The organism is Amycolatopsis deserti (assembly GCF_014653945.1).
Taxonomy (GTDB): Bacteria; Actinomycetota; Actinomycetes; order Mycobacteriales; family Pseudonocardiaceae; genus Amycolatopsis_E; species Amycolatopsis_E deserti.
Map to the genome: position 1 here is coordinate 330,033 of NZ_BNAU01000003.1, position 12,012 is coordinate 342,044.

10 protein-coding genes are annotated in these 12,012 nt (G+C 70.6%); 6 read left to right on the top strand and 4 right to left on the bottom strand.

Features of this window, described 5'->3' with window-relative positions; all coding sequences use genetic code 11:
* Positions 1-38: 38 nt before the first annotated feature.
* Positions 39-869 carry a dimethylargininase gene (gene ddaH / locus IE290_RS16255; RefSeq protein WP_229874533.1) on the bottom strand — a complete coding sequence of 277 codons (831 nt, stop codon included), beginning with the start codon at positions 867-869 and terminating at the stop codon, positions 39-41.
* A gap of 73 nt (positions 870-942) precedes the next feature.
* Between ddaH and IE290_RS16260 the strand changes: the two genes are divergently transcribed.
* The 4 genes from IE290_RS16260 to IE290_RS16275 all read left to right on the top strand — a co-directional run bounded on the left by IE290_RS16260 (position 943) and on the right by IE290_RS16275 (position 5,265).
* Positions 943-1,389: an Lrp/AsnC family transcriptional regulator gene (locus tag IE290_RS16260; protein ID WP_191245409.1), complete on the top strand. Its 447-nt coding sequence runs from the start codon at positions 943-945 to the stop codon at positions 1,387-1,389.
* 8 nt (positions 1,390-1,397) lie between these two features.
* Entirely contained in the window at positions 1,398-2,162 is a 765-nt protein-coding gene (locus tag IE290_RS16265) for an enoyl-CoA hydratase (protein WP_191245410.1), read from the top strand.
* 140 nt (positions 2,163-2,302) lie between these two features.
* The gene (locus IE290_RS16270) at positions 2,303-4,204 is read left to right on the top strand and encodes a 2-oxoacid:acceptor oxidoreductase subunit alpha (protein ID WP_191245411.1); all 1,902 of its coding nucleotides are present in this window, start codon (positions 2,303-2,305) and stop codon (positions 4,202-4,204) included.
* A complete protein-coding gene (locus IE290_RS16275; RefSeq protein WP_191245412.1) occupies positions 4,201-5,265 on the top strand; it encodes a 2-oxoacid:ferredoxin oxidoreductase subunit beta in 1,065 nt (354 codons plus the stop codon). The genes IE290_RS16270 and IE290_RS16275 overlap by 4 nt, the downstream gene beginning before the upstream one ends.
* Before the next feature lie 96 nt (positions 5,266-5,361).
* Here IE290_RS16275 and IE290_RS37875 read toward each other — a convergent pair whose 3' ends face one another.
* Complete coding sequence (locus IE290_RS37875; protein WP_229874534.1) at positions 5,362-6,837, bottom strand: sunset domain-containing protein; 1,476 nt, start codon at positions 6,835-6,837, stop codon at positions 5,362-5,364.
* An 86-nt stretch (positions 6,838-6,923) separates the two neighbouring features.
* Positions 6,924-7,943: a polyprenyl synthetase family protein gene (locus tag IE290_RS16285; protein ID WP_191245413.1), complete on the bottom strand. Its 1,020-nt coding sequence runs from the start codon at positions 7,941-7,943 to the stop codon at positions 6,924-6,926.
* Positions 7,944-8,120: 177 nt separating this feature from the next.
* Here IE290_RS16285 and IE290_RS16290 point away from each other — a divergent pair, with 177 nt between their 5' ends.
* A complete protein-coding gene (locus IE290_RS16290; protein ID WP_191245414.1) occupies positions 8,121-10,031 on the top strand; it encodes an MDR family MFS transporter in 1,911 nt (636 codons plus the stop codon).
* A 151-nt stretch (positions 10,032-10,182) separates the two neighbouring features.
* Positions 10,183-10,386, top strand: coding sequence for a hypothetical protein (locus IE290_RS16295; RefSeq protein ID WP_191245415.1), 204 nt, complete (start codon positions 10,183-10,185; stop codon positions 10,384-10,386).
* A 62-nt stretch (positions 10,387-10,448) separates the two neighbouring features.
* Here the strand turns inward: IE290_RS16295 and nuoN are convergent, their stop codons facing one another.
* Entirely contained in the window at positions 10,449-12,011 is a 1,563-nt protein-coding gene (gene nuoN, locus IE290_RS16300; RefSeq protein WP_191245416.1) for an NADH-quinone oxidoreductase subunit NuoN, read from the bottom strand.
* Position 12,012 lies beyond the last annotated feature (1 nt).

A 12,012-nucleotide genomic window follows, 5' to 3' on the forward strand; every position in this document is an offset into this window, starting at 1 on the left:
ACGCGGCCGGTTCGTCCCACCGTCTTCGAAATGAGACCCTATTTGCGGATCTCCAGCGTGCAGCACTTCGGCCCGCCACCGGCCTTGCGCAGCTCGGAAATGTCCACGGGCACCGGTTCGTAGCCGCGGGCCGCGAGCCGCTCGGCCAAGTCCGTGGCCTCCACCGGCAGCACCACGTTGCGCCCGTCGGACACGCCGTTGAGGCCGAAGCACTCCGCGTCGGCCGCCGTCGCGAGCACGGCGTCGGGGAACAGGCGCGCCAGGACGCGGCGCGAGCCGGCCGAGAACGCCTCCGGGTAGTAGGCGATCTGTGCCGGCGTGGTGTCGGTCGCCTCGCTGAGCACGAACAGCGCGGTGTCCAGGTGGTAGTAGCGCGGGTCGGTCAGCCGCAGTGACAGCACCGGCACCCCGAGCACCTCCTGCGCCTCGGCGTGCGCGGCGGGGTCGGTGCGGAACCCGGTGCCGGCGAGCAGCATCCGGCCGGTCCACGCGAAGTCGCCCTCGGCCTCGTTCACGTAGGACGGCATGACGACGTCGCGGTAGCCGTGCTCGACGAACCAGCGGCGGAAGTGCTCGGCCTCGGCGGCGCGCTGCGGGGCGCGGAAGCGGGCGCCGAGCACCCGGCCGTCGACGACGGTGCCGGAGTTGGCGGCGAAGACCATGTCCGGCAGCCCTGGCTGCGGCTCGATCTCCTCGACCGTGTGCCCGAGGCGGCGGTAGGTGTCCCGCAGCTCGCGCCACTGCGCCATCGCGCGCCCGGCGCTGACCGGCTGCGTGGGGTCCATCCAGGGGTTGATCGCGTACTCGACGGCGAAGAACCGGGGCGGGCACATGAGGTATCGGCGGGTCGTCGGTACCCGAGTCGTCATGAGTTCACGGTATGGCTCGATTCAGGGACAATCAATCGCTGTTTCTTGCTCATCCACCTGCTAAACATTGCGTGTGAACACGCTCGACCAGCAGATCGTTTCGTGCCTCGTCACGAACGCGCGCGCCAGCTACGCCGAGATCGGGAAGGTCGTCGGCCTGTCCGCCCCGGCGGTCAAACGCCGGGTCGACCGGCTGCTGGAGACCGGGGTGCTGCGCGGCTTCACGGCGGTGGTCGACCCGGAGGCGCTGGGCTGGGGCACCGAGGCGTTCGTCGAGGTGCACTGCCGCGGCAACATCTCCCCGGCCCGCATCCGGGCCCGGCTGGAGCCGCTGCCCGAGGTGGTCGCCGCCTACACGGTGACCGGCGCGGCGGACGCGATCGTGCACCTGCGGGCCGCCGACATCCACCAGCTGGAGATGGCGCTGGAGCGGCTGCGCGGGCTGGAGATCATCGACCGGACGGTGTCCACCGTCGTGCTGTCCAGGCTCCTTGAGCGCCCGCCCAACCCCACGACATGATGGCGACCATGACCGAACGCATCGTGACCGAGCGGCGCGGCAGGGTCGCGGTGATCACCGTCGACGCGCCGCAGCGGCGGAATTCGCTGACCCTGGCGCTTTCCACCGAACTGGCCCAGGCCGTCGCCGAGGCCGAGCAGGACCGCAACGTGCACGCGCTGGTCGTCACCGGCACCCCGCCGGCGTTCTGCGCCGGAGCCGACCTGACCACGCTGGGCAGCGCGCAGGAGGAGGGCCTGCGGGCGGTCTACGAGGGTTTTCTCGCGGTGGCGCGGTCCACATTGCCCACGATCGCGGCGGTCGGTGGCGCGGCCGTCGGCGCCGGGCTGAACCTCGCGCTCGCCGCGGACGTCCGCCTCGCCGGGCCGCGCGCGAAGTTCATCCCGCGGTTCCTCGAACTCGGCCTGCACCCCGGCGGCGGATTCACGTGGATGCTGCAGCGCGCGGTGGGTATCCAGCGGGCGCGGGCGATGACGTTGTTCGGCCAGTCGCTGGACGCCGCGGCGGCGGAGGCGGCCGGGCTGACGTTGCGCACCGTGGACGGTGACCACGACGACCTGCTGGAGGCGGCACTGGAACTGGCGAAACCGGCGGCGGACGCACCCCGCGAGGTGGTACTGGCGACCAAGCTCTCGATGCGGCAAACCTCGACCATGGCCGAGCATTCCCGAGCAGTGGACACCGAGATCGAACCGCAGGTGAAGTCCCTGAATTCCCCCGACTTCGCGGAACGTCTGGCCTCGATGCAGGCGAAGATCACCACACGGAACTAGACGTAACCGTAAGTTACGGGTAACCGGGATCACACCGCCGATTCTCGTCACAGAACAACAAGTAAGGTGGAGGTATCGGCGGAAGTGTGCCCACCGGCCACGACGACGCGGCCTGTCGGGAGAGAGGGATTCTCTGACCCATGAGCACGAGCACGAACGGCAACGGTGTGCTGTCGGCGAGCCGACCCACCGAAGTCGCCAAGCTGGACCGCGTGGTCATCCGGTTCGCCGGCGACTCCGGTGACGGTATGCAGCTGACCGGTGACCGGTTCACCTCGGAGGCGGCGGCCTTCGGCAACGACCTGGCCACGCTGCCGAACTTCCCCGCCGAGATCCGCGCGCCACAGGGCACCATCCCGGGCGTCTCGTCGTTCCAGGTGCACTTCGCCGACTACGACATCCTGACCCCCGGCGACCGGCCGGACGTGCTGGTGGTGATGAACCCCGCCGCGCTCAAGGCGAACCTGCGGGACGTGCCCAACGGCGGCACGATCATCGTCAACACCGACGAGTTCACCAAGCGCAATCTCACGAAGGTCGGCTACGACTCCGACCCGCTGGCCGACGACACGCTGTCGGCGTTCCAGGTGCACAAGGTCGCCATGTCGACCCTGACCCAGGGGGCGCTGGAGGGCACCGGGCTGGGCAAGAAGGACGCCGAGCGGTGCAAGAACATGTTCGCGCTCGGGTTGCTGTCGTGGATGTACCACCGGCCGACCGAGGGCACCGAGGCGTTCCTGCGGGAGAAGTTCGCGAAGAAGCCGGACATCGCCGAGGCGAACATCCTGGCCTTCCGGGCGGGCTGGAACTACGGGGAGACCACCGAGTCGTTCGTCACCACGTATGAGGTGGCGCCGGCGAAGCTGGACAAGGGCACCTACCGGCAGATCACCGGCAACACCGCGCTGGCCTACGGGATCGTGGCGGCCGGGCAGCGGGCCGGGTTGCCGGTCCTGCTGGGCACGTATCCGATCACCCCGGCTTCGGACATCCTGCACGAGCTGTCCCGGCACAAGAACTTCGGTGTGATCACCTTCCAGGCCGAGGACGAGATCGCCGGCATCGGCGCCGCCCTGGGCGCTTCCTACGGCGGCGCGCTCGGGGTGACCTCGACGTCCGGGCCGGGCGTGGCGCTGAAGTCGGAGACCATCGGGCTGGGCGTGATGCTGGAGCTGCCGCTGGTGGTGATCGACGTGCAGCGCGGCGGCCCGTCCACGGGTCTGCCGACCAAGACCGAGCAGGCCGACCTGCTGCAGGCGATGTTCGGCCGCAACAGCGAGTCGCCGCTGCCGGTGATCGCGCCGCAGTCCCCCGGGGACTGTTTCGCGGCGGCGATCGAGGCGGTGCGGATCGCGTTGAAGTACCGGACGCCGGTGATGATCCTGTCCGACGGCGCGAACGCCAACGGTTCGGAGCCGTGGCTGATCCCGAACGTCGAGGACCTGCCTGACCTGTCGGTGGAGTTCGCCACCAAGCCCAACGCGGCGGACGGCTCGGGCGAGTTCTGGCCGTACGTGCGCGATCCGGAGACGCTGGCGCGCGAGTGGGCGGTGCCGGGCACGCCGGGTCTGGAGCACCGCATCGGTGGTCTGGAGAAGCAGGACGGCAAGGGCAACATCTCCTACGATCCGGACAACCACGACCACATGGTCCGGCTGCGCCAGGCCAAGATCGACGGCATCGACGTGCCCGATCTGGAGGTCGACGACCCCTCCGGCGAAGCCCGGGTGCTGGCGCTGGGGTGGGGGTCGACGTTCGGCCCGATCGGCGCCGCGGCCCGCCGGGTGCGCAAGCAGGGCATGCCGATCGCGCAGGCGCACCTGCGGCACCTCAACCCGTTCCCGCGCAACCTGGGCGAGGTCCTGGCCCGCTACGACCGCGTGGTGGTGCCGGAGATGAACCTCGGGCAGCTCGCGCTGCTGCTGCGCGCGAAGTACCTCGTGGACGTGCACTCCTACACCAAGGTCGCCGGCCTGCCGTTCAAGGCCGAGGAACTGCAGCACGTCTTCACCGACATCATCGAAGGAGCGCTGACCCGATGACCGCCACGGATCTCGGTCTCCCCCAGCTCGGTGGCCTGGACCTAGTGCCGACCACCGACGAGACCCAGAAGGCGAAGGACTTCAAGTCCGACCAGGAAGTGCGCTGGTGCCCGGGCTGCGGTGACTACGTCGTGCTCAACACGGTGCAGTCGTTCCTGCCCACGCTCGGGCTCAAGCGCGAGAACATCGTGTTCGTCTCCGGTATCGGCTGTTCGTCGCGGTTCCCGTACTACCTCAACACCTACGGGATGCACTCCATCCACGGCCGCGCGCCGGCGATCGCGACCGGGCTGGCGACCACGCGGCCGGACCTGTCGGTGTGGGTGGTCACCGGTGACGGCGACGCGCTGTCGATCGGCGGCAACCACCTGATCCACGCGCTGCGCCGCAACGTCAACATCAAGATCCTGCTGTTCAACAACCGGATCTACGGCCTGACCAAGGGCCAGTACTCGCCGACCTCGGACCCGGGCACGATCACCAAGTCCACCCCGATGGGGTCGGTGGACACGCCGTTCAACCCGATCTCGCTGGCGCTGGGCGCGGAGGCCACCTTCGTCGGCCGCGCGTTGGACAGCGACAAGAAGGGGCTGACCGAGGTGCTCACCGCGGCGGCCCAGCACCGCGGCTCGGCGCTGGTGGAGATCTACCAGAACTGCCCCATCTTCAACGACGGCGCGTTCGACGTGCTCAAGGACAAGGACGAGGCCGCGCACCGGATCATCCCGCTGCGCGCGGGCGAGCCGATCCGGTTCGGCCCCGACGGCGAGTACGGCGTGGTGCCCAACCGCTGGGGCGGTTTCGAGATCGCCAAGGTGGCGGAGGTCGGCGAGGACGAGCTGATCGTCCACGACCCGACCATCACCGACACCGCGTACGCCTTCGGCCTGTCCCGCATCGGCGACCAGCACCTCAACCACACCCCGACCGGCATCTTCCGCCAGGTCGCCCGCCCCACCTACGACGACCAGGCCCGCGCCCAGGTCGAACAGGCCCGTTCCGCCAAGCCGGCCGACCTGCAGGCACTGCTGACCGGCAAGGACACCTGGAGGGTCGACTGAGTTCGGACGCTCGAGGCCCCGCGCCCTGCCCCGGTGCGGTCCGACCACACGAAAAAGCCCCGCACAGCCATCCGTGCGGGGCTTTTTCGCCTGTCCCTAGAGCGGCCGGAACCCGACCCGCTCCGCGTCGTCCGCGGTGCGGAACCACACCTCCGCCACCATGCGGTTGTACTGCGGCGAGTCCTCGGTGCAGTACCGCAGCGCGGTCACGCTCGCCTTGACGGTGAACTCCTCGGACGGCTTCCCGCCGCCCGGCCGCGGCATCGCCGATCCCGGGCCGAACGGTCCCGGCGGCACGGAGCTGTCCCGCGGGGTCGGCTCGAACAGCGAGCCGCTGCGGCCACCTTCCTCGGTCCGGATCGGCTCCCGCCGCTCGACGGTCCGCATCGAGGGCCGCGGCGGGTCGAAGGCGTGCGAGGACCGCCGCGGCTGCCGCTTGGGCAGGACCTGCGTGGTCTCCGTGGCCGTCTCCTCGTCGGTGGCCTGCTCCGGCTCGCCGGAACCGAACGCGTAGGCCGGCGGCTCCGGCTCGGCCGGGGCGAACGGCGTGAAGGCCGACCCGGACTCCGGCACCCGCTGCGGTTCGGGAGCGTGATCGGGATCGAACAGCGACCCCCGCTCCGGCTCCGGAGCCTCCTCCCGCCCGAACAGCGTCCCGGCCCCGGCCGCCGACTCGTCACGCGCGTGCGCTCCCCGGCCCGCCTGGCCCTGCTCGAACAGCGAGGAGCGCTCGTCAGCCTCCGGCGACCCCTCACGCCCGGCCCGCTCCTGCTCGAACAACGAGGCGCGCTCCGCAGCCGACGCCCCACGCTCATGTGCACTGCCGGCCTGGCCCGGCTCGAACAAGGCGCCGCGCCCAGCAGCCGGCTCATCCCGCTCGAACAACGAGCCACGCCCGGTGGCCGTCTCGTCCCGGCCGAACAGCCCCGCCGGCTGCTCCTCCGACGGCCCGGCCTGCTCCTGCCCGAACAACGACCCGCGCCCAGCCCCCTGGTCCTGCTCGAACAGCGACCCGCGCCCCTGCTCGGCTCCAGCCGCCGGGCCCCGCCGGTACGCGGCCTCGTCTTGTTCGAACAGCGCTCCGCGCCCCTGCTCGGCCTCCGCGAAGCCAGGCGCAGCCTCATCGCCCTGCTCGTGATCGCCCACGCGCAGCGCCCCGCGCTCGGCGGCGTCGTCCCGCTCGCGGCCGAACGCGTTGAAGACCGTCGTCGCGTCGGACTGCGGCTCCTCCGGCTCGAACAGCGAGTCGTCGTCGATCTCGGACCCCGGCTGGTACCCGGGCGACCGTCCGGCGAGACTGTCGCGCTCCAGCCAGGACGGTGGCGCGTGGTGCTCCTCGGCGCCAGGGGTCTCCGCGGCGATCGGTTCCTTCCGCGCGACCGGCGCGGACACCGGGTCCCGCTCCATCGTGCGCGTCGGCTGCGCGGCGGGCGCGCTCTGCGCGGCGAGGAGCCTGCGCTCCAGGTGGCGGCTTCTCGCCTGGGCGGGTCGTGCCAGGAACAACCAGGTCAGCAGCACCCCGACCACGAATGCCGCCGCGCTCCACAGCCAGACCTGTCCGAAAATGGACATCCGTGCTGCCCTTCCTTTCCTACCGCGCGGTTACCACTCTCAGTGACGCCGCAGCGGCGCGCGCATGACGCTCGAACGCAACCCCATTACCGCGTCCGCGCGACGAGGTAGTCCGCGACGGACTCGCACGCGTCCCTCGCGGGCCCGGCCGGCAGGGGGGCCAGCTCGGTCCTCGCCCGCTGAGCGTAGTCCGACAGGGTGACCATGGCGCGGTCCAGGCCGGTGGACGCCCGGAGCAGCGTCAGGGCCTCCTCGACCAGCTCGTCGTCGGTGATCGGGCCGGCCAGCAGCTCGACCAGCCGCGGGTCGGTGTCCGGGTCGGCCAGCGCGTACAGCATCGGCAGCGTGCGCACGCCTTCGCGCAGGTCGGTGCCCGGCGTCTTGCCGGACTCGTGCGACGGCGACGCGATGTCGATGATGTCGTCGGAGATCTGGAACGCGGTGCCGATGATCTCGCCGAACCGCTGCATCGCGAGGATCGCGTCGGGCTTGGCGCCGGACACCATCGCGCCGAACCGCCCGGAGGTGGCGATCAGCGAACCGGTCTTCTGCGCGATCACGGTGAGGTAGTGGTCCACCGGGTCCTCGCCCTCGCCCGGCCCGACCGTCTCCCGCATCTGGCCGGTGACCAGCTCGCTGAACGTCTCGGCGAGGATCCGGGCGGCGTCGGTGCCCAGGTCGGACACCAGCCGTGAGGCGTGCGCGAACAGGAAGTCGCCGGTCAGGATGGCGATGCTGTTGGTCCAGCGGGCGTTGACGCTGGGCGCGCCGCGCCGCATCGTCGCCTCGTCCATCACGTCGTCGTGGTACAGCGTGGCCAGGTGCACCAGCTCGACGGCCGCCGCGGCGATCACGACGTCGGAGTGGTTGCCCTCGCCGAACTCGCCCGCCAGCAGGGTCAGCATCGGACGAAAACGTTTGCCACCCGCCTCGACCAGGTGCGACGCGGCGTCGTGGACGGCCCGCACCTCGCTGCGCGCGGTGTCGCGCAACAGCTTCTCGACGTCGTCCAGTCCAGCGGCCAGCGTGCGCAGCAGCTGCTCGTCGGCGATCCGCAGGCCCACGCTCCCGCGCAGCTCCTCGATCGTGCTACCCCGGTGCCGCACTGACACGTTGTCCGCCCTCTCCGCACTTCACTGACCGGTCCTCACCAGCGTAATGGCTGCACCCGGGGCGTTCGTGCGCCCTCTGCGAACCACTCCGGTGATGCGCGTGACAGCGCGCCCCACACCATCGGGTGAGGCAGCCCGCGAGCACTCCTGACCAGCACTAACGTTCGCGGCGTGACCAGCAGGCGAGCCCGGAACACCATCGTCGCGGCGATCATGCTCGGGATGCTGCTGGCCGCGCTCGACCAGACGATCGTCTCCACCGCCCTGCCGACCATCGTGGCCGATCTGGGCGGCGCGAACCACCTGTCGTGGGTGGTCACGTCCTACCTGCTCGCCGAAACGATCATGACGGTGCTGATCGGCAAGTTCGGCGACCTGTTCGGGCGCAAGCGGGCGTTCCTGGCCAGCGTGGTGCTGTTCCTCGCCGGGTCGTTCCTGTGCGGGTGGGCCGACTCGATGGCCACGCTCGTCGCGTTCCGCGCGTTGCAGGGCCTCGGCGCGGGCGGGCTGATGGTGACTTCGGCCGCGGTCATCGCCGACGTCGTCCCGCTGCGCGAACGCGGCAAGTACCAGGGCGCGATCGGGGCGGTGTTCGGCGTCTCGACGGTGGCCGGGCCGCTGCTCGGCGGGCTGTTCGTGGACCACCTGAGCTGGCGGTGGGCGTTCTACGTCAACGTGCCGCTCGGGGTGCTGGTGATCCTCGTGGCCGCGGTCGCGCTGCCCACGGTCAAGGCGGCGGTCAAGCCGCGCATCGACTACCTGGGGATCGTCCTCATCGCGCTCGCCTCGACCGGTCTGACGCTGGTGACGAGCTGGGGCGGCACCGAGTACCCGTGGGCGTCGCCGGTGATCATCGGGATGGCGGCGGGCTCGGTCCTGCTGCTGGTCGCGTTCGTGCTGGTGGAGTTGCGGGCCGAGGAGCCGATGCTGCCGATGCGCCTGTTCCGCGGCCGGGTGTTCTCGGTGGCCGGCATCCTGAGCTTCGTGGTCGGGTTCGCGATGCTCGGCGGCATCACCTACCTGCCGACGTACCTGCAGCGGGTGCAGGGCGCGAGCGCGACCGAATCGGGGCTGCGGATGCTGCCACTGGTGGTCGGGATGATGATCACCGCGCTGGTCAGCGGCACCGTGATCAGCCGGAGCGGCCGCTACCGGGCGTTCCCGATCGCCGGCTCGCTGGTGCTGGCGCTGGGCCTGTACCTGCTGTCGCACCTGGACGCCGGCACGAGCTTCTGGGTCACCTCGGCGTACATGATCGTGCTGGGACTGGGGCTCGGGTGCACCATGCAGGTGCCCACGATCGTCGTGCAGAACACCGCCGACTACACCGACCTCGGGGTGGCGACGTCGGGCGTGAGTTTCCTGCGGACGCTGGGCAGTTCCTTCGGCGTGGCGGTGTTCGGCACGATCTACGCGAACAACCTGCCGCCGCGACCGTCCACCGAGTCCTATGTGGACGCGATTCACACGATGTTCCTGATCGCCTCGCCGATCGGCCTGCTCGCGCTGCTGGTCGCGTTGTTCCTCGCGGAGGTTCCGCTGCGGGACAGCTCGAAGGCGCTGACGTCGGGCAACAGCGGCGTCGGGGAGGGCTTCGCGATGCCCGGATCCGGGGATTCGCGGCAGGAGCTGGAGAAGGTCGTGGCGATGGTGTGGGCGAAGCAGCAGACCGATCCGGGGCCGGAGATCCTGGCCCGGTCCGGTGTCCCGCTGAGCTACGCGCAGGCGTGGCTGATCGCGCAGATCTACCGCAACAGCGTCGACGACGGCGACGCCACGCTGCAGGAGATCGCCACGCAGACCGGCGTCCCCGCGGGGATCTTCGAGCCGACCGCGCGCCAGCTCGTGGCCGCCGGGCAGCTCGCCGAGGCCGACGGGCACTTCACGTTCACCGGGCACGGCAGCGACACGTTCGCGCGGCTGGTCGGCGCGTGGCGGCTGTGGGTGTTGGACAACGTGACGGGCTCGGATGCCGCCGCGGGCCGCGACTTCACGGCCTGCGTGGACGAGATCGCGACCCAGCTGATCAGCAACAGCCGGTCGCTGACGTCGTCCGGACGGCACGCGGCGCCGGTCGCCTAGCACACGCATCCGACAAAAACGCCGCCCCGACGGGAAAACGGCGCGACTTGTCCACATCGCCTTCAGCCATCCACAGAATCTCGTTCTGTTTCCCACTCCGCCGCCACACCGGGCATGCTCGAGACATCCCTCCCGAAAGGAGCCTCGAGAAATGACCGAACAGACCCTTCCCGGCCGCCGCAACCGCAACCAGGCCACCCGCCTGGCCCTGGCCGAGGCGCGCCAGCGTGGACTGGCCCGGCGGCATCTGCGCAAGCTGATGCGGCTGGCCCACGACCAGCCCTGCCGTTGCGGCGAAGTGCACCGGCACGTGTGTTCCTATCCCGACGTGGTGCGCGCGCTCGATTCCACCTGACCGCCGAACGCGGAAGTGCCCTCCGCCCGGGTGGGCGAAGGGCACTTCCGGAAGTCACGGCGTCAGAAGGCGAAGGCGCCCGCTCCCGCCCAGTCGAGCGCGAAGGCGGGGGCGACACCGAGCAGCAGGGTGATGATCACGCCGAGCGTGATCGCCGCCGTGGTGAACGCGCCCGGCACCGTCACGGTGGGGCCGTCGGGGGCCGGCTTGCTGAAGTACATGAGCACGACCACCCGCAGGTAGAAGAACGCCGCGACGGCGCTGAACACCAGCGCGACCACCACCAGGGGCGCCATGCCGTCCCGCAGCGCCGCCGAGAACACCACGAACTTGCCGACGAACCCGCTGGTGAGCGGGATCCCGGCCAGAGCAAGAAGGAGGAAGGTGAACACCCCGGCCAGCACGGGCGACCGCTTGGCCAGGCCGGCCCACGCCGACAGGTGCGTGGCCTCGCCCTTGGCGTCGCGCACGAGCGAGACCACCCCGAACGCGGCGAGCGTGGTGAAGCCGTAGGCCAGCAGGTAGAACAGCGTGCCGGACAGGCCCTGGTCGGTCATCGCGAGCGTGCCGACGAGCAGGAAGCCGGCGTGCGCGATGGACGAGTAGGCGATCATGCGCTTGACGTCGGTCTGGGTGAGGCCGAGCACGGCGCCGATCGCCATGGAGATGATCGCGACCGCCCACAGCACGCCGCGCCACTCCCAGCTGGTCGACTCGAACCCGACGGTCAGCACGCGCAGGATGCCACCGAACGCGGCGACCTTGGTGCAGGCCGCCATGAACCCGGTGACCGGGGTCGGCGCGCCCTGGTAGACGTCCGGCGTCCAGGTGTGGAACGGGCCGACTGAACCCTTGAACAGCAACCCGACCACGAGGAGGCCCATGCCCGCGAACAACAGCATGTCCGAACGGTCCGAGCCGGCCGCGGCGCCCGCGATGTCGGCCAGCTTGACCGAACCGGCGTAGCCGTACAGCAGCGCGAGCCCGTAGAGGAAGAACGCCGACGAGAACGCCCCGAGGAGGAAGTACTTGACCGCCGCCTCTTGCGACAGCAGGCGCCGGCGCCGGGCCAGGCCGCACATCAGGTACAGCGGCAGGCTCAGCACCTCGAGCGCGATGAACATGGTGAGCAGGTCGTTGGCCGCGCAGAACGTCATCATCCCGCCCAGCGCGAACAGCGCCAGCGGGAAGACCTCGGTCTGCATCCCGGTCGAGCCGACCTGGGCCCGGTCCTGCACCGTGCCCGGCCGGATGGCGGCCTGCGCCACGAAAGCGCCGCCCGGCTCCACCGAGCGGTCCGCGATCAGCAGGATCGCGGGCAGCGCGAGGGCGAGCAGGGTGCCCCACAGGAACAGGGCGGGCTTGTCGACCGACACCGCGCCGCTGAGGGTGGTCAGGCCCTTGACCGGCGAACCGCTGACGTACACGGCCAGCGCGACGCCGGCGGCGGCCAGCCCGGTCAGGCTGAGCAGCACCTGCGACGGCCACCGCATGTGCCGGGGCAGGAAGGCCTCGAACAGCACGCTGACGCACGCCGCGCCGAGCACGATCAGCACCGGCAGGATCGCGTCGTACTCGATCTGCGGTGCGGTGATTTGCCCTTGCTGGGCCAGAATCCCGAGCATT